The sequence below is a fragment of the Erwinia sp. PME.40.26/001 genome, assembly GCF_055556675.1.
The window spans coordinates 977,056-994,928 of the sequence record NZ_JBVHNP010000001.1; the positions used below are offsets into that span (position 1 = coordinate 977,056).

Consider the following 17,873-nt stretch of genomic DNA (forward strand, 5'->3'; position numbering starts at 1 on the left):
CCGGTGGTCACCTTCCCATTCACGCTTTAAAACAGCCTGACGATGAGGGCCGCAGCCATTACAGCTGCCGCGTTCAGTCCCAACGCCAGTTAATTGCGCTGCCAGCCGAGAAATTGATCGTACTTGCGCAGCGCTATGCGGTAGTTATTATTTCCCGCATCAGGCAGATCGTTTTCAAGGCACTCATGCCAGCTCGGTCCGCTCAGGCGCTCTGCCGGAAAGCCCCTGGCTGACAGCATATCGTCAAGTCGACGCAGGCGAACAACATATTCGCGAATCGTGCTGTGGCTCATTTCGGTCTGCTCAAACAGGTACTGTTTGAACGCCATGATGTCAAAGTAAGTCGGATGGGTGTTGCAATAAATGTCGCTACAAAAACGGCACAGTGCCGTCAGCTCATTCTGTAATTTTAACCAGACCTGATCGTCGATCAGCTGATCCATCCGGGCGATGGCCTCTTTGTTAATGATCTGACCACGAAAAACCAGTGCCATGCGATCCAGTACTTTTCCGCAGTGGGAGCAATTGCTCTGGCTGTGTTTGTAGTCTTTCAAATAACGGCTCAACGGCCTCATTTTCGTTTTGGATCCCATTCGAGATTCCCCGGTTGGTGTTGAGAGTGCAAAACTGACCTGGTCAGCGCGCTCCCGTTAACCGGGCGCGCAGGCGTTTAATCGCCTGACTGTGCAGCTGGCTGACACGGGACTCGCCCACCTCCAGCACTGCGCCAATCTCTTTTAAGTTCAGTTCTTCCTGGTAATAGAGCGTCAGCACCATTTTTTCGCGATCGGGCAAGGCCTCAATGGCTTCAATGACTCGCTCACGCAGACTCCCTTCCATAAGCTGATGCAGGGGATTGGCTTCTTCATGGCCGTCCGTCACCAGCTCTGCGCTGTCACCGTGCTCTTCACGATATTCATCGTAAGAGAACAGCTGGCTGTTATTGGTATCCAGCAGGATCTGCCGGTACTCTTCCAGCGATACATCTAACTGCGAAGCCACTTCCTGCTCGGTGGCAGAGCGACCCAGCGCCTGTTCCACCTGATGCATGGCCCCCGCCACCTCGCGCGCATTGCGGCGCACGCTGCGTGGTGCCCAGTCACGGCTTCGAAGTTCATCAAGCATGGCACCACGAATGCGCTGTACGGCGTAGGTCGTGAATGCTGTGCCCTGCAGTGCGTCGTAACGCTCTACGGCATTCAGCAGCCCGATTCCCCCTGCCTGTAACAGATCGTCCAGTTCGACACTGGCGGGCAGGCGTACCTGCAAACGCAGTGCTTCATGGCGAACCAGCGGTATGTATCGCTGCCACAGCGAATGTTTGTCCATCACGCCATCGGCGGTATATAGATCGTTCACTCTGACCTACCCTGCAGTAATTAAGTTATCGGCACGATTATCTGTTTCTGTAGGGCAAGTTGATTGGGGGAATAGCGGTCATAAAGGCGGGTTATTTCATTTTTGTGGGGTTGAACGATCCCCGGCAGCCGATTTTCAGGCGTGGGGATCGTTCAGCGTTAACGCGTTCAGTTTTTACGCAACAGCCGCTGTCGGGTGTTTTCCGGCACCTGCTGCCACAGGGCACAGACTTTGCCTTCCAGATCCTGATAAAACGGTATCAGCGTCTGATCTTCCAGCAGCGTGCGGCGAAAATGCACCGTGCCGTGCAGCGGGTCGATAGTCATACGACGGCTGGTAAACAGACGCTGCAGGTCACTGCGCAGAAACAGACCGTTATCCGCACTGTTGTCCAGCAGGAAGCCCTGTTCATTCTCCCGCACATCGATGTGGCAGGCCTCGACCCACGGCGACGCATGCTCGTCGGTCAGCAGCGTGCCGGTGATCACACAGGCACCATAGCGCTCACGGACCGAATGGCTGAACTCATTATGACTGGCGCGGTGCCACAGCCGGGCCTTGACCCGACGCCCCACCTGGGTCCCGGGGATCACCCCGGCCGGTGGTGGCAGCAGCGGTGAGGTCAGCACCACGATAAACTGCAGCTGGCGTGAGTACTCAAAGCACGGCTGCGACTGCCGGTCATACAGCTGCCAGTATTCATCATCCTCGTCGTTGCGCAGCATTGTGAGGGTGAATCCACGCTGTTGCAGCAGGCTCTGCGCCATGATCGAGGCCGGATCGAGCATGGCAAGCACCTTGCTATCGCCCATCACCTTCCAGGTATTCCAGGGCGTGGGCTCCAGCGGACGACGAAAATAGAGAAAACTCTCCTGACGCTGCAAATAGTGCTCGAAGCGCTGCAGGTAATTTTTCCGTTCGTTGTCGTTAGTAATAAACAGCAGGTCTTCCAGCGGAATATGGCTGTCCTTGCTGGCAAAGATAGCGCGTATCGTCCAGTTTTTGCTGGACGTCGACGGACTCAACAAGCCCCGGGTCGTCAGCGATTTATCGTCGGGATACTTTCTGCTGTAGCGGTCATTGATCTCCTCAAACGGCAGCAGTTCCCCAGGTAACAAGTCATAATTGAAGCGCATAGCACCCTACCCCAGCAGACCGATAAGTACCCCGTACAGTGTCTGCACGCAGGCGAAAAGTTAAAAATCGCAATAACGTGTTATCGGCAGAATGTTAAGGATCTGTAAGGTTGTTTCCTTTTTCGGCACATTTTTCTGCCGCTATAGGTTTGAATACCCCTCTTTATTCCCGTTATTTCAGCCATTGATCCGCTGCCATCCTTTTACAATTTCAGTAAGTGATGGGCGAATGCCCTCCTGCCCACATTCTGATAAAAAAGAAGACACTCTATGAAAGGTATTGTTCTTGCAGGAGGCACAGGTTCCCGCCTTCATCCTGTGACCTGCGGCGTCTCTAAACAACTGCTGCCGGTCTACGACAAACCCATGGTTTACTATCCCTTGTCAGTGCTGATGCTGGCAGGGATCCGCGATATTCTCCTGATAACCACTCCGGAAGATCTGCAGGCCTTTCAGCGCCTGCTGAAAGATGGCCGCCATCTGGGCATTACACTGACCTATGCCGTTCAGCCCACACCCGATGGCCTGGCGCAGGCCTTCACGATTGGTGAAAGTTTTCTCGCGGGAGAAGGCTGTGCGCTGGTGCTGGGCGACAATATCTTCTTCGGACAAAGTTTTGCGAAAAAGCTGGAGGACGTGGCTGCCCGTTCGCAGGGAGCGACGGTTTTCGGTTATCAAGTGATGGATCCGGAACGTTTTGGCGTCGTGGAGTTCGATAAAGAATTCAAAGCACTGTCGATAGAAGAAAAACCGCTAAAACCCAGGTCGAACTATGCCGTCACCGGACTCTACTTCTATGACCATAATGTCGTAGAGATGGCAAAACGGGTTCAGCCTTCTTCACGTGGAGAGCTGGAAATAACCTCGCTGAATCAGATGTACCTTAATGATGGTCTGCTGAATGTTGAAGTGCTGGGGCGTGGCTTTGCCTGGCTGGATACCGGAACGCACGATAGTTTACTGGAAGCCTCAACCTTTATTCATACCATCGAAAAACGTCAGGGTTTCAAAGTGGCGTGTCTTGAAGAGATAGCCTGGCGTAAAGGCTGGATAAGCACAGACCAGATGCTGGAACGGGCAACATGGCTGGGTAAAACTCAGTACGGCAGCTATCTTCGTCAACTGGCTGAGGAGATATAAATGGAGGTATTAAATACCCGGATTCATGATGTGAAGATCATCAAACCTCGTATATTTGGCGACGCCCGGGGGTTTTTCCTTGAAACATTCGAAAAGCATCGCTACAGCGAAATGCTGGATATCCAGCTGGATTTTGTCCAGGACAACTACTCGCGATCCGGCAGGCATGTTCTGCGTGGACTGCATTATCAGCGAACACGCCCGCAGGGCAAACTGGTCCGCGTCGTTCGCGGTGAAGTGTTTGACGTTGCGGTTGATATCCGCCCTGCGTCACCGACATTTGGTCAGTGGGATGCCTTAATTCTCTCTGAAGAGAATAAGCAGCAGCTCTGGATCCCACCGGGCCTGGCACATGGTTTTGTTGTTCTGTCAGACGTGGCTGACTTTGAGTATAAATGCACCGATTATTATCAACCTGATGACGAAGCCTGCCTGCTGTGGAAGGACGAGACGATCGCCATCGACTGGCCCGTCAGCACTCCGCTGCTGTCTGCTAAAGATCAGCAGGGCTTACGCCTGGGAGAACTTCAACTATGCGGGTTCTGATGACCGGCGCAGACGGGCAACTCGGGCGCTGCCTGAGTGACCGTTTGCCGGCCTGGTGGGTGGTTCGCGCCTGCAACTCACAACAGCTTGATATCACCCGCGCCAGCATGGTCAGTGCCATGGTCACTGAATTTCAACCGACAGTGATCATCAACTGCGCGGCATGGACCGCAGTTGATAAGGCTGAAACCGATCCCCAACAGGCGATGGCCGTCAACGCCACCGGTGCCGCCAACCTGGCTGCAGCTGCCTCTGAGTCCGGTGCACGACTGCTCCACATTTCGACAGATTACGTTTTTGATGGCAATCGCACCACCCCCTGGCGGGAGGACGATATTCCCGCCCCGTTAAACGTCTATGGGATGACGAAATGGCAAGGGGAAAAAAACATTCAGGCGCTGTTGCCGCAGGCGATTATCGTCCGTACCTCATGGGTCTTTAGCGAGTATGGTCAAAACTTTGTTAAAACCATGATGCGTCTGGCACAAAGCCATGACTGCCTGAGCGTCATTGCAGATCAGGTAGGTTGCCCGACCTATGCAGGCGATCTGGCCGGATGCCTGATCGCACTGGCGCAGCATCCGGACGCTCACGGCATCTATCACTACTGCGGAGACAGCGCGGTTAGCTGGTTTGAGTTTTCAGAAGCCATATTTGCACTGATGAAAAGCCACCGTCCCGAGGCGACAACCCCGCAGGTCAACGCCATCAGCGCGGCAGAGTATTCTTCAGCGGTGCAGCGCCCGGCGATGTCAGTGCTGGACTGCCAGCGTATTGAGAATCTGGGAATTGTTCGCTCTGACTGGCAGCGTGCCCTGCGCCAGGTTGTCGATCCCCCCCACTTCTGACAGAGTGAATTCCAGCAATATTATCCGCTGGAAGTGTGTCGGGCGTCATCGCTGTACACATGGGCTGATTCGCTCTGCGATTTTTAGCCCGACCTTCCACTGAGCATGCAGGTGACTTATGAATCCTTTTGACGTGGGTTATTACTCAGAAAATGAACTGAGAGAATGTGGTTTTAAACGGTTAGGTAAAAACGTATCTATTGCAAAAAATTGCACCATTGTCGGGCTGGAAAACATCGCTATTGGTGACAATGTCAGAATAGACGGCTACACCACTATCGTCGCAAGCGGTGAGGGATTTCTAACCCTGGGTTCGTTTATACATATCGGTGGTTACTCTCTGCTCTCGGCCGGTGCCGGTATCACCCTGCACGACTTTAGCGGGCTTTCGCAGGGGGTTAAAATTTACAGTAAAACCGATGATTACTCAGGAAATTACTTAACCAACCCTACTGTTGATGCAGACTATACCGGGGTCAGTTCAGGCGAAGTGACATTAGGACGTCATGTCATCATTGGCTCAGGCACAGTGATCCTGCCGAAGGTCACCATAGGTGAAGGTGCCAGCGTTGGGGCACTCTCGCTGGTGACCAAAAGCCTTCCTGAATGGGGTATGTATTTTGGTGCGCCGGCAAAAAAAATCAAAGACAGGAAAAAAAAGCTCCTTGAAGTGGAACAGAGGTTCCTGGCACATCGTGGCGCGATAAAGTAAAAAGTAAAGCTATCTGCGGACTCTCACCCGGTCCAGGCTGGCGTGATCGGGAGCACCGTTATAGCGGTCTCCCGTCTGATATCAGGCAGCATTGACAGCACTTGCCCGCATAATAATATCGATAATCTTCGTCTGTTCGATAGCAGAAAGAGAGGGGTGTATGGGCAGACAAAGTACGCTCTGTGCCATCCTGCTGGCGACAGGCAGATTCTCCGCAGCCGAAGAGGCATAGCCTTTATACATCGGGAATTCGGAAATGAGCGGATAGAAATAGCGGCGGACAAATACCCCCTGATCTTTGAGTTCCTGGTACAGCCGATCGCGGCTCATCGGGAACAGCGCATCATGAATAAACACCGGACAGTAGGCATAGTTCCACTGGGTATTTTCCTCTGCTTCAAGAAACGTCAGGCCATGCACATGTGCCAGCGCCTGGCGGTAGGTATCATAAATAGTCTTACGCACCGCCAGCGCGGCATCAATGTGCTTTAGCTGCAACATGCCAAACGCGGCCTGAAACTCATTCATTTTGCCATTAATACCCGGCGCCACCACGGTGGTTTCATCCGCAAAACCAAAGTTTTTCAGGTAATCAATGCGGCGTTTAATTTTAGCATCAGGACAGATAATCGCCCCGCCCTCAAAGGTGTTAAACACTTTTGTGGCGTGGAAACTGAGTATGGACAGGTCGCCGTGATTGAGGATGCTGACGCCTTCCTGCTTCACCGCAAAACAGTGCGCAGCGTCATAGATCACCTTAAGACCGTAGTTATCAGCAATATGCTGAATGCTATCGACGTCGCACGGGATACCATAACAGTGCACCGGCATTATCGCGCTAGTCTGCGGGGTGATCGCCGCCTCAATTTTCGCGGGATCCAGGTTACAACTCACCGGGTCAATATCAACAAACACGGGTTTAATACCGTTCCATAACAGCGAGTGCGATGTGGCAACAAAGGAGTATGGCGTGGTAATCACCTCACCGGTGACGCGCAGCGCCTGCAGTGCCGTCACCAGCGCCAGCGTACCGTTAGCAAACAGGCAAATATGCTCAACGCCAAGGTATTCCGCCAGCGCCTGCTCCAGGGCCTGGTGAAATGGACCGCCGTTGGTCAGTTGCTTGTTATCCCAGATTTGCTCCAGATAGGGGATAAACTCCTCTAAGGGAGGCATCAACGGACTGGTTACAAAAATATTATCTTTCATTGTCTTAACCCTTATTTAGCTCACACTGTTTACGGCAGCCAGGCATGCAGGTGTTGGTTGATAATTTCGCCAGTCAGCCAGTCCGAATCCTGGAGAGCGTGCCGGGCATTGTGTGCAAAATTCGCTAAGTCTGAGCGTTCACTGGCCGCAAGGCGGATAGCCGCCAGCCAGTCAACCTTACGGTTACGCACGCGAATAGCAGGAATATGACTCTGCAAGCTGCCAACATCACTGACCAGCGCAGGAATAGCGCAGGCAGCCGTTTCCAGCAGGCAAAAGTTATCTTTAAGGCGATTGAATTTAGTATCAGCACGCGGGACGATGGCCAGATCGGTATCAATGCTGGCTAAAAAAGGCAGATAATATTCGTGCCCCGGATAACGGTAGTGTTCTTCTATCCAGGGTTCCCAGCCGGCAGGCAACGGCCCCAGCACCTGCCAGGTCACTTCACTGGCGAGTTCACGCACCAGATTATGAATCAGTTCGATATCAGCATCGTTGAGCTCGCAGGTATTACACAGCACACGCAGTTTTTCTCCTTCACGACGGGTCACTTTATGCAAAGGGGTAAAGGGGATCAGGGCGCGTGACAGGATAGCAACAGGCCGGTCGGAGTGGCGTAAAGCTTCAGCCTGGGCATGGTTTTGCACAATCAGGCGATCAATACCCTTGAACTCAGGCAGATGTCGGCCCTGTGCAATAATCCAGGAAGGTGAAATGATCTGAGAAATGACGCAGCTATGGCGCTTCCTCAGTTGGCTAATCACGCTGTATGTTTCGGCGCTTAACGTATCTTCAATGACGATCGCATCGGCATCGATACGATGGATAAGCGAATAATCTTGTGCATTTTCAGTCACCAGGCCGTTGATGTATTGTCTGCGCGTCAGGCTGTCTGTGATGGCGGTCAGTGTCGCTGGTTGACCGGCGTGACAGGGTAATGCGATCCCCAGCACAACAGGCCGCTGACGATCGGCAAAGGGATGACGAATGAAGGCAGGACGACACTCTGGTTTAAACAAACGCCGCAACGAGGAAAAATTATCGTTATAAGAGGGGTCGCGAAGCAGTTGAGAAAGCCAGTTGGCATAGAGCCTGGATCTCCCCTGCTCCTCCTCAAGGGTCATCCGTTTGGTTTGCGGATAGAGATGATAAACATCACAGGCGATCACTGAGTGAGGGGTCCATACTGACATATATCCGGCATGGCGCAATTTCAGACACAAATCAATATTCTGTTGTTGCAGGGAAGGCAAACTGTCGTCCATCCCGGCAACATTATCCCAGGCTTCTTTTTTTATCATCAGGCTGGAATAATTGAGCACCGTATAATTTTGATCGCTTTGCAGCCGCCCCATATAACCGCCTTCATTAGCGGCGGCACCATAACCGACAGGCGCACAAAGATCCTCACCGCCCAGCATCTCTCCCGCAGATAAAACCAGGTGCCGGTTAAGCGAAATAATCTTGCTACCAACGCTGCCAATTTCAGGCCGCTGTGCATGATTAAGGAGGTGCGTCAGCCAGTCTTTCTCAATGACAATAACGTAGGGGTTGACCAGCAGAATATAATCACCACGCGCCGCTGCTGCTCCGGCGTTATAGCGCGCAGCATCATTGGCTGTTTCAGCAACAGTAATAATTTGAATCTTGTTTATTTTTGCCTCATCAATAGTATCGAGCCATTGATTAACGGCGGAATTCATCGCACGATCTCTTACGATAATAATTTCATAGTGTTCATGAGACGTGTTCGACAACATCTGGTTAATGCCAACCTGCATGTTCTTCAAATCCTGACTGGCAGGCATGATGACGGAGACAAAACAGGATGGTGTTTCACCATAGCAGAGATGCCAGGAATGATTGCCGTTAACACGGACCTCGGCTGCCGGATATCCGCGTTGCTGGAGGTGTCGCTGAATGATGGCGATATCAATGGGCTCGGGATGCAATAACGTCCTGGGAACCACCAGTTGGGGTTCACTGATATGGCCGATACCAGAAATGCCCTCCTGTTCAATTAAACGCGTAATGGCCTCCAATTCCCAACCCGGGGAATGCACAGGCAACTCCACAGGAATTGTGTTCAAGACATCAACACGGAAAAGCCAGCGACGGGCATAGAGCCACGGCATACTTAATATCAGGTCGAGATTAAAGTCCGGTCTCAGCGCGCTGGTGTACTCCCCCTTTTCTTCTTGTATCAGCTCATCCGTGTAAATGGCAAAACAGTCAGAGCCCTGATTGAGACTCAATCCCACTGTGCTGAAGCTGTCGCTGAGGTAAAGCGTACCGGCAGCGACCACCTGCATCCACTGCTCCTGAGCATGGCTTAACAGGCTGGTGCTGGTGCTGACACTTACCCAGTCTGGCAGGACATTGATACTGCCAGCGTTATGGGTCAATACCACGCGAAAATAGGGGTAAGTTTCCCGGCAGGTGGCGAGGCTGTTCAGCGTCAGTTCAACAGCATGGCTGTCGTGACTGTCGTTACGCACCACAATCAACAGAGATTGCGGCTCCTGCAAACCGGCGACGTGTTGCGCCATCTGACGTTGCTGATCTGGCGTCATCCCGCGCAGTTTTAACCAGTTCTGCGTGGAGTAACCCGGCAAATGTTGCCGTTTTTCTGCCGCACGCTGTTGCGTCACCGAAATGAAGGTCTGAAGCTGACGATCGACGTCTTCGCGACGCTTATAAAGCCATTGTCGCACCTCTGGCAGTGTCAGCCGAACACGCTCAATTTCGTCAGGACTATCGTGCCAGGCAATACCACCGGCATTGTCGGTCAACGTACTGTCGGTGATAGCAAACTTTTCATAACCCGGAAGCGTGCGGGCCACAACCGGGCATCCACAGAGGTTGGCGAGGAAGCAGGTGCCTGAGGATTCATAGGAATACATGACCCGGCCCCGCTTCAGTACGGCAGCCAGCTCTGCCAGCGTCAGCGGATTTTGCATAGAGAGCACGCGAATACCGGCAGGCAACGTACTGAAATCTATCTTTGCTGCCGGAACACGGTTCAAATAGAGCAGATCAAGGTCTTTGACGGGGGCATCATCACAGAATAAAGCGGTGTCATAGGCTTCCAGGGTCAGTAAATCAGGCTGGAATGCCTTACCTGCAAATTCACTTCGGTACCAGAAGTAGAGATCTTCCGCTCTGGCCTCCATGCTATTTTTCTCAATCACCCCTTCGCGGTTAAGCATATAACGCACGACAACGGGGGCATTCAGAGGATTTCCTTCAACCACTTCAGGATAAATGGCGATAAAGGGTTCACCGCCCTCTGAATAGGCCAGGTGGTCTTCAAACGAGATAACGGGCGTATTCCATGCCGGGTTAACCTCGCACTCAATCAGTCGTGCATCTTGGCCAGCTTCATTCAGCAAATGACACAGCCGGTGCACCACCTGGATCCCCAGCGAAGACTCTTTGTAGCCTGGTGCCAGCAGGATATATGGCGTCGGAGAAGTGATGCTTTTTTTATCCATGGTTTAGTTTGCGCTCCATGCATTAGCCCACTCGACTACGTTATCTCCGGTTAGCATCCAGTCGCGCCGCACCGCCGTTTGCAACTCTGCGCCCATTCGCGCGCTGGCATCCGGGTCAGCCAGATGCATACGAATCGCATCACGCCATTCAATAAAACGGTTACTGACGCGAGTCACCGGCAGGTCATCATCGGTATAGCAGGCCACATTACTGCAAATCACCGGGATGCCGCAGACACCATATTCCAGCAGACGCAGGTTACTCTTACAGGCATTAAAGATATTGTCTTCAACCGGCGCCAGGGCGAGGTCAAGATTCAGAGAAGCCAGTTTTTCAGGATAGAGAACGATATCAACGCCCTGATGATACTCATGGATATACGGTCTGAGCTTGTCCGGGCACATCCCCAGAAATACCCACTCCACATCGTTAGCAAATTCTTTAATAATATCGACGATCATTTCAAGATCACCGCGATGGCTGGAACCACCAGCCCAGCCGACGCGTGGCTTACGCCCCTGATTGCGCAGGCTGTACAACGGTGCCCATATGTCTGCCGGAAGCCGGTTTTTAACCACCAGAATATTCGGATGCATATTGCTCATCGCATCGGCCAGTGGTGCTGTTGAAACCACAAAACGGTCAAAGAAAGTCAGACTTTTACGAAGTTGTCCGGTAATTTCCTGCTTAAAATGCTGGCGATTGTTGTGTTTCATCGGCACGTTGAGCAGGTAATCATCCAGTTCAAACACTTTAAACACGTTGTGCAGTTTTCCGGTCCGTTCAATCCAGTTATGGAAAGCCGGTGAGTAGCGGCGCTGTATAATCAGGCTATCGGGCTTAAACCGGCCAATTTCACTGATATTCAGCAGCGTCATGCCGGCTTTACCCTCTGCCAGTCCGTCGTTCTGCATGGCTTCAAAGGGTTTCATCATGCGGTAATGACCGCAGCCCGTCATGTCCGCATTATGGACAAGGAAAACAGGTAAATTTTCGCGGGGTGCGGGACGCCAGCTCAACAGGCTGTCACCTTCAATATCGAAGTGGCGACTTCTTAGCGACAGATTGGCATTAAATGCCGGATCGTTGGCGATCACCGGCATCCAGCGGGCAAAGAGCTTGTCCTCTTCCAGCTGCTTAAGCTTGCTGGAAGTATGCACCGTTTCCCCAGGAAAAGGATTGCTGCGGGCCGCCGGGCGAAGTATGCGTGCGTAAGGCGTCCATACGGTCATATACCCCGCGTTGCGGGCGCGCAGGCAAAGGTCGACGTCATCGTAAAGCTGGCTGTCACTGTCAAATCCGCCCAGCTCGAAAAATACCGCCGTTCGAACCAGCATAAAGTCGCCCGATACCGCACTGTAATTCTGATCGAGATGGAGACGCCCCTGCTGGCTGGGATGGCTGTCATCCATCCCCCGGAAAGCATCACCTGCCGCACCGTTCATCCCGAGGATATAACCGGCATGACGTACCCTGTTGTCTGAAGTTAACTGCTTACCACCGACGATAGCGACCTCGGGACGCTGTCCGTGATTCAACAGGTTGTCCAGCCACTCGCCATCAATAACAGCCAGTTCACAGTGCATCAGCATCAGGTATTCTCCTGTGGCTTTCTCTGCGGCCAGGTTGACCATGCTGGCATGATGATAACTGCCGCTGTGATGCATGACGCGTATACGTTGGGGGTCGACACCCGCTATGGTCGCCAGCCAGCTGTCACGTTCCGTCGTTCCCTGACTATCAGCAACGATTAACAGCTCATAATTCAGGTAACGTGTTTTCTCCAGCAACGTGGTCACACAGCTGATCAGCGACGGTAAATGCCAGTTCGCCAGAATGATGATGGAGACTTTGGGCTGTCCAGGATGCTCATAACGCAGCCGGTAATTATAGTGATTGTCTAACGCAATCTGCGCCTGAGGATAGCCTCTGTTATTAAGATGGCGTTCTATAACGGCCGCATCCTCCACTATCGCCCGATTGATTAGCGGTGCCGTCAGCAGGGGTTCGGCAAGATGACCGGCCACATTCAGCCCCTGTGACTCAATCAACTTAACGATCAAATCAAATTCTGCCGCCCGGGGATAGTTCGGGTCAAAACCTTCTGCTGCGATCAGAAGTTCACGGCGGAACAGCCAGTGCTGCGCCATCATTTTGGGAGAGCTCAGGAACAGATCAAGATTGAAATCCGGCCTGAAAAACATACCAGAGGGTTCGTCACCCAGATAGAAATACTCATCGGCATAAATCGCAAATAATCCATCGGCCTGCGGGAGGGTTGTAGACAGAGCGATCAGACCTGATGGCTGGAAACAGGTGCCGGCCTCTACAAAGATAAACCAGCCAGCATCATGCTGTTCAATGATTTTGTTAAAGGTGGCGATGCGATCTTCCGCTACTGACGGATAGCAGGGTAACCCATTGAAAGCGCTATCCACCTCACCGACTAACAGTGGATGGAGTTTCAACGTCGAAATACCCTGATGCGTCAGTGAATCCAGTGTTAAGGACAGTTTTTCACGGTTTTCGGCGGTGACAGAGATCACCACGGCGACATTCACGGAGGATGGAAACTCGGCGGCCATCTGCTGTAATCTTTTTTGCTGGAAGGGCTGCAGGCTGCGCACACCGTTCCACGCTTTCAGCGCCGTCTGCACGACATATTGATGTTGTGTACTCAGGATGTCTTTTGCTTCGAAACAGTCTGGACGATCGAGTTCGGCAAGCCGCACGTTATTGCGGGCAGCGCCATCTGAATACCAGGGCTGCGCCTTAATCGATTCAATAACTTTAATAACTTCTTCATCGTTTTCATTCTGATGCGGCTGTTTGTACATCATCGAGAAACGTATGCCGAGCAAGGGCTGCACAAACCACAGCAGGTTAGTCTGGGGCAGCAACTTACTGTAAACCACCAACCCAGCTAAATCCGGCAGTGATTGATCATTAATCGCAAAGAGAGGGTGCTGACTGGCAGTCAGGGCGAGAAGATCATCGCGATAAAACATTGATGCAGAAAGTTCACCCGCCAGACTGTGATGAGCGTGTGTCTGGCAACGAAGAAAATCACGGCCGTCAATGATGCAGTCCGCGTTATGCAACGGGGCAGTGTTAAGCACATCGGGCAATATTTTGCCGTGCGGATCGAGCCGCTGACGTTTCGATGCAGCAATACGACACTCGGGCCTGGCCTGTAAACCTGCGACTAACTGACTGATACAATTTGGTTCTAATCGTTCCGCATGGCTGAGGAATTTAATATATTCCCCCTCCACGAGCCGGACAGACGCGTCGCAAATATCCTGCTGATGTCGGTCAAAAATAGTATGTGTGACAGGGAAGCGGTCTCTCCCCGTCCGGGCTGTCAGCATGTTTCCGATAAACTTATCGCCACTGCAGTCAGCGATCAGAATGTCACAGTGGGGATAATCCTGGGCTAGTGCACTACTAAGCGCATCGTTAAACCAGATGGGATACTGAGCAAGAATAATAATGCTAACACGTGCTGTCTGGGTCATGAATAATGGCTCTCCCGGCCCCCGCTGTCCATTAAACGTCGACGCAGGGAAAATGATTCTGGCTATGATAGCCAGCACCGCAAGAATCAATCGCCAAAAAAGAAAGTGAATACAGGGCTAATCTGAGCGTTAATGCTTTTCCCCCCTCAAAAACGAAAAAACCCCGCCGAAGCGGGGTTTGAGAGCAAGATTATCGCGGGGGTAATTAGCCCTGCAGCAGAGACAGAACCTGCTGTGGAACCTGGTTAGCTTTCGCCAACACTGAGTTACCCGCCTGCTGAATGATCTGTGCTTTAGACAGGTTAGAAACTTCAACCGCGTAGTCAGCATCCTGAATACGGGACTGTGCTTCAGACAGGTTAGTGGTGGTGTTGTTCAGGTTAGTTACCGCTGAACCCAGACGGTTCTGAATCGCACCCAGTGATGAACGGAATTCATCAACAGAAGCAATGGCTTTGTCCAGTTTATCCAGTGGACCAGAGGTAGAACCCTGGGTCAGGTTAGACAGGCTCAGTGCTTTGGTGTCAATTTTGAACGCTGCGGTTCCGGCAGTGGTCGTATCAGCAGACTGTGGATCAACAGCCACATAGAACTCTTCGCTTGCGCCGCTGGCGATGTCGAAGCCGTTCGCTTTCAGGTTGTTAGTTTCAGCAGCTGAAGTTGATTTAATGGTCACTTTAGCGTACAGGTTGCCGCTTTCGTCTTTATAAACGTTAGTGCCATCTACTTCTGCGCCGCCAGATGCCAGACCCAGACGAGTAGACAGGTCGTCTGCTGCGCCAGATTCTGCTACAGTCGCACCAGAAACGCTGGTGGTAGCACCATAGTAACCGCTGAAAGCAGCAGTACCTGAAGCCGCAGTCAGAGTCCCTTTAGGACCGTTAACGTTGAAGCTGTCCAGACCCAGAGTTTTAGAGTCGATTTTTTTCAGGTCGATATCGATGGTTTCGCCATCGTTAGCGCCAACCTGGATAGACATTTTACCGTCTTTAGCCAGAACGTTCACGCCGTTGAACTGAGTCTGGCCAGATACGCGGTCGATTTCAGACAGACGAGATTTGATTTCGTCCTGGATTGAAGACAGGTCAGAATCTGAGTTAGTACCGGTTGAAGCCTGTACAGTCAGTTCACGAACGCGCTGTAAGTTGTTGTTGATTTCTGACAGTGCGCCTTCAGTGGTCTGTGCAACAGAGATACCGTCGTTAGCGTTACGGGCAGCCTGAGTCAGACCCTTGATGTTAGAAGTGAAGCGGTTGGCAATTGCCTGGCCCGCTGCATCGTCTTTAGCGCTGTTGATACGCAGGCCAGAAGACAGGCGTTCAATAGAAGTAGACAGAGCAGACTGGTTTTTGTTGATGTTGTTCTGAGTGATCAGCGAGAGGCTGTTGGTATTGATTACTTGTGCCATGATTAAGATTCCTGTTAAATCATTTCGGGTTAAGTGGTTGGGCTTGTTTGCCCCCCGGCTTCATCGCCGTCAAAGTTGTTATCGTCTGCCCCTCAGTAACCTTTAGAATTTTTTTAGCCTCACCGCGTTTTTTTTTCGTTTTACCCTACCCGATGAAATACGCCTCCTTATTGCCGCTATTCGCTTTATTGCCGCTGAAGAAATAATCGTAAACTTTATGCATCAATAGCCGATAACCTCGGTATTCATACTCCGTCCTGATTAAATAAAGGAAACATCATGGCTAGTATCTCTACCTTAGGTATCGGCTCCGGCCTCGAATTAAGCACTATCCTTGCGCAGACTGAAAGCGCAGAGAAAGCAGCACTGACGCCTATCTCTAAGCAGCAGACGGCTTATACCGCCAAACTCAGCGCCTACAGCACCATGAAAAGTGCCTTAACGACGTTTCAGGCAGCCAATACCAAGCTGAACAGTGCCAACCTTTTCAGTTCAACCAAGACCAGCAGCACCAGCACCGCATTCAGTGCCACGACAACAGCAGGTGCCGTCGCGGGTAAATATACGATTGCCGTTTCCCAGTTGGCCTCGTCTCAGACCCTGACCTCCGGCGTTCAGACCAGCAACTCTACTGCGCTGGCCACGTCTGACAGTACCATTTCGATTAAACTGGCGGGCAGCGATAAGGCCGTTGACGTTAAAGTGACGGCGGCAAACTCTTCGATGACCGGCATCCGTGATGCGATCAACGCCGCTGATACCGGTATGACCGCCAGCATTATCAAAACCGGTGACGGCAGCTATCGTCTGTCGCTGACCTCAGATAAAACCGGTACGGATAACTCAGCGACCATTAGCGTGACGGGCGACAGCACGCTGCAAGGTATGCTGAATTACGATGGCACTAACAGCAGCAATATGACCCAGAGCGTTGCCGCGCAAAACGCGATGCTGAAAGTCAACAACGTGGATATCGAAAGTAGCAGCAATACCATCAGTGATGCGCTGGAAGGGATTACGCTTAATCTGACGGCGGAAACCACCGGCACACAATCGCTGACCATCACTAAAGATACCAGCAGTGCATCTAATATTATTGCAGCCTGGGCGACTGCCTATAACACGCTGCAGGACAGCTTAAGCGCGCTGACCAAATATACCGCCGTTGATGCGGGTACCACTGCACAGGATACCAGCAACGGCGCCCTGCTCGGTGACAGCACCCTGCGTACGATTCAATCGCAGATGAAAGACATGCTGACCAATACCGCCAGCACGTCCACTTATAAAACCCTTTCGCAGATTGGTATCACTACTGATCCTACCAACGGCAAGCTGATCACCGATCAGACTAAGCTGGATGCCGCACTGGCAAAAGATTCGGAAGGGATCAAAGCGATGTTTATGGGTGACGGTAAAACCACCGGGATTACCACCAAGCTGGACTCGAACCTGACCAGTTGGTTATCCACCAAAGGGGTTATTCAGGCGGCGACAGATGGCGTCAGCAAAACACTGAACAACCTGACAGCGCAGTACAACAAGATTAGCGATCGCATCGATGACACCATCGCACGACTGAAAACCCAGTTTACCGCGCTCGACGTGATGATCAGCAAACTGAACAATACCAGCAGCTATCTGACACAGCAGTTTGCGACAACTAACAGCACCAACAAGTAAGGAACCATCATGTATAGCGCAAGCGGTACCAAGGCCTATGCAAAAGTCGGCGTCGAAAGTGCTGTAATGAGTGCCAGCAATGACCAGCTGATCACTCTGCTGTTCGATGGGGCACTCAGTGCCCTGGTTCGCGCCCGTCTTTTTTTGCAGGACGGTAATACGATCATGAAAGGGGCATCTCTCTCTAAAGCGATTAATATTATCGATAACGGGTTGAAGCTGGGTCTGGATGAGGCCAGTGAAGACGAGTTAACGCAGAATCTGCTGGGATTGTACCGCTATATGGTCAATCGCCTGCTGCGGGCTAACATCGATAATGATGTACACGCCATTGAAGAAGTCGAAGCGCTGTTGCGCAATATCGCCGATGCCTGGAAAGAGGTATCTGGCACAACCGCTCTGGTTTAGGACTCTGTAGACATGAACATTGCCCCACATCTGCTCGCGATTTATCAGGAAATTTTGACTCACAGTCAGTCCATGCTGCGTCTGGCTGGAGAAGGACAGTGGGACGAACTGATTGATATGGAAGTGAACTACCTCAGCGCCGTGGAAAAACTGGCGAAAACAACCCAGCACCAGCCGGTGCCTGCACACACGCAGGAACAGCTGCGTCCCGTGCTGCGTCATATTCTTGATAACGAGTCAGAACTGAAAAAGCTGCTCAAGCTGCGTCAGGATGAAATCTCGGGTCTGATCCAGCAGGCAGGACGTCAGAAGTCGGTCAATAATGCCTACACCAGAAGTGCCGGCGTGGTGCTGTTTCCCACCGGGGCCAACGGATAAACCTGATTTTTAACCCGCCCGCCCCTGCTT

14 protein-coding genes are annotated in these 17,873 nt (G+C 52.0%); 7 read left to right on the plus strand and 7 right to left on the minus strand.

From position 1 onward, the window contains the following. Positions 1-89: 89 nt before the first annotated feature. The 3 genes from fliZ to ACZ3HG_RS04830 all read right to left on the minus strand — a co-directional run bounded on the left by fliZ (position 90) and on the right by ACZ3HG_RS04830 (position 2,495). The gene (gene fliZ / locus ACZ3HG_RS04820) at positions 90-593 is read right to left on the minus strand and encodes a flagella biosynthesis regulatory protein FliZ (protein ID WP_062742545.1); all 504 of its coding nucleotides are present in this window, start codon (positions 591-593) and stop codon (positions 90-92) included. A gap of 43 nt (positions 594-636) precedes the next feature. Beyond that, complete coding sequence (locus tag ACZ3HG_RS04825) at positions 637-1,359, minus strand: RNA polymerase sigma factor FliA (RefSeq protein WP_062742546.1); 723 nt, start codon at positions 1,357-1,359, stop codon at positions 637-639. A 167-nt stretch (positions 1,360-1,526) separates the two neighbouring features. Next, positions 1,527-2,495, minus strand: coding sequence for an HNH endonuclease signature motif containing protein (locus ACZ3HG_RS04830; RefSeq protein ID WP_465332064.1), 969 nt, complete (start codon positions 2,493-2,495; stop codon positions 1,527-1,529). A 270-nt stretch (positions 2,496-2,765) separates the two neighbouring features. Here ACZ3HG_RS04830 and rfbA point away from each other — a divergent pair, with 270 nt between their 5' ends. The 4 genes from rfbA (at position 2,766) to ACZ3HG_RS04850 (ending at position 5,741) form a co-directional block, all read left to right on the plus strand. Continuing rightward, on the plus strand, positions 2,766-3,635 hold the full coding sequence (gene rfbA, locus ACZ3HG_RS04835) for a glucose-1-phosphate thymidylyltransferase RfbA (protein WP_465332066.1): 870 nt from the start codon (positions 2,766-2,768) through the stop codon (positions 3,633-3,635). After that, on the plus strand, positions 3,636-4,181 hold the full coding sequence (gene rfbC, locus ACZ3HG_RS04840; protein ID WP_465332068.1) for a dTDP-4-dehydrorhamnose 3,5-epimerase: 546 nt from the start codon (positions 3,636-3,638) through the stop codon (positions 4,179-4,181). After that, entirely contained in the window at positions 4,169-5,029 is an 861-nt protein-coding gene (rfbD, locus tag ACZ3HG_RS04845) for a dTDP-4-dehydrorhamnose reductase (RefSeq protein ID WP_465332070.1), read from the plus strand. Before rfbC ends, rfbD begins: the two co-directional genes overlap by 13 nt. 118 nt (positions 5,030-5,147) lie before the next feature. Beyond that, positions 5,148-5,741 carry an acyltransferase gene (locus tag ACZ3HG_RS04850; protein WP_062742551.1) on the plus strand — a complete coding sequence of 198 codons (594 nt, stop codon included), beginning with the start codon at positions 5,148-5,150 and terminating at the stop codon, positions 5,739-5,741. An 81-nt stretch (positions 5,742-5,822) separates the two neighbouring features. On the opposite strand, the gene ACZ3HG_RS04855 is transcribed toward ACZ3HG_RS04850, so the two are convergent. The 4 genes from ACZ3HG_RS04855 to ACZ3HG_RS04870 form a co-directional block, all read right to left on the minus strand. Beyond that, positions 5,823-6,950 carry a DegT/DnrJ/EryC1/StrS family aminotransferase gene (locus ACZ3HG_RS04855; RefSeq protein ID WP_062742552.1) on the minus strand — a complete coding sequence of 376 codons (1,128 nt, stop codon included), beginning with the start codon at positions 6,948-6,950 and terminating at the stop codon, positions 5,823-5,825. Between the two features lie 29 nt (positions 6,951-6,979). Beyond that, positions 6,980-10,447 (minus strand): glycosyltransferase, encoded by a 3,468-nt coding sequence (locus tag ACZ3HG_RS04860; protein ID WP_465332072.1) that lies wholly within the window; start codon positions 10,445-10,447, stop codon positions 6,980-6,982. Between the two features lie 3 nt (positions 10,448-10,450). Next, a complete protein-coding gene (locus ACZ3HG_RS04865; protein WP_465332074.1) occupies positions 10,451-13,456 on the minus strand; it encodes a glycosyltransferase in 3,006 nt (1,001 codons plus the stop codon). Positions 13,457-14,171: 715 nt separating this feature from the next. Next, the gene (locus ACZ3HG_RS04870; protein WP_062742555.1) at positions 14,172-15,374 is read right to left on the minus strand and encodes a FliC/FljB family flagellin; all 1,203 of its coding nucleotides are present in this window, start codon (positions 15,372-15,374) and stop codon (positions 14,172-14,174) included. A 279-nt stretch (positions 15,375-15,653) separates the two neighbouring features. Between ACZ3HG_RS04870 and fliD the strand changes: the two genes are divergently transcribed. The 3 genes from fliD to fliT are packed head-to-tail and all read left to right on the plus strand — an operon-like array spanning position 15,654 to position 17,843. Beyond that, on the plus strand, positions 15,654-17,057 hold the full coding sequence (gene fliD / locus ACZ3HG_RS04875; RefSeq protein WP_465332076.1) for a flagellar filament capping protein FliD: 1,404 nt from the start codon (positions 15,654-15,656) through the stop codon (positions 17,055-17,057). Positions 17,058-17,066: 9 nt separating this feature from the next. Next, positions 17,067-17,465 carry a flagellar export chaperone FliS gene (gene fliS / locus ACZ3HG_RS04880; protein WP_465332078.1) on the plus strand — a complete coding sequence of 133 codons (399 nt, stop codon included), beginning with the start codon at positions 17,067-17,069 and terminating at the stop codon, positions 17,463-17,465. 12 nt (positions 17,466-17,477) lie between these two features. Continuing rightward, on the plus strand, positions 17,478-17,843 hold the full coding sequence (gene fliT, locus ACZ3HG_RS04885) for a flagella biosynthesis regulatory protein FliT (protein WP_191932673.1): 366 nt from the start codon (positions 17,478-17,480) through the stop codon (positions 17,841-17,843). Positions 17,844-17,873 lie beyond the last annotated feature (30 nt).

Excerpts from the sequence above, each read along its gene's own strand:
- fliZ (WP_062742545.1), bottom strand. The coding sequence starts at position 593 with ATGGGATCCAAAACGAAAATGAGGCCGTTGAGCCGTTATTTGAAAGAC.
- ACZ3HG_RS04830 (WP_465332064.1), bottom strand. The coding sequence starts at position 2,495 with ATGCGCTTCAATTATGACTTGTTACCTGGGGAACTGCTGCCGTTTGAG.
- rfbA (WP_465332066.1), top strand. The coding sequence starts at position 2,766 with ATGAAAGGTATTGTTCTTGCAGGAGGCACAGGTTCCCGCCTTCATCCT.
- rfbC (WP_465332068.1), top strand. The coding sequence starts at position 3,636 with ATGGAGGTATTAAATACCCGGATTCATGATGTGAAGATCATCAAACCT.
- rfbD (WP_465332070.1), top strand. The coding sequence starts at position 4,169 with ATGCGGGTTCTGATGACCGGCGCAGACGGGCAACTCGGGCGCTGCCTG.
- ACZ3HG_RS04850 (WP_062742551.1), top strand. The coding sequence starts at position 5,148 with ATGAATCCTTTTGACGTGGGTTATTACTCAGAAAATGAACTGAGAGAA.
- ACZ3HG_RS04855 (WP_062742552.1), bottom strand. The coding sequence starts at position 6,950 with ATGAAAGATAATATTTTTGTAACCAGTCCGTTGATGCCTCCCTTAGAG.
- ACZ3HG_RS04860 (WP_465332072.1), bottom strand. The coding sequence starts at position 10,447 with ATGGATAAAAAAAGCATCACTTCTCCGACGCCATATATCCTGCTGGCA.
- ACZ3HG_RS04865 (WP_465332074.1), bottom strand. The coding sequence starts at position 13,456 with ATGTTTTATCGCGATGATCTTCTCGCCCTGACTGCCAGTCAGCACCCT.
- ACZ3HG_RS04870 (WP_062742555.1), bottom strand. The coding sequence starts at position 15,374 with ATGGCACAAGTAATCAATACCAACAGCCTCTCGCTGATCACTCAGAAC.
- fliD (WP_465332076.1), top strand. The coding sequence starts at position 15,654 with ATGGCTAGTATCTCTACCTTAGGTATCGGCTCCGGCCTCGAATTAAGC.
- fliS (WP_465332078.1), top strand. The coding sequence starts at position 17,067 with ATGTATAGCGCAAGCGGTACCAAGGCCTATGCAAAAGTCGGCGTCGAA.
- fliT (WP_191932673.1), top strand. The coding sequence starts at position 17,478 with ATGAACATTGCCCCACATCTGCTCGCGATTTATCAGGAAATTTTGACT.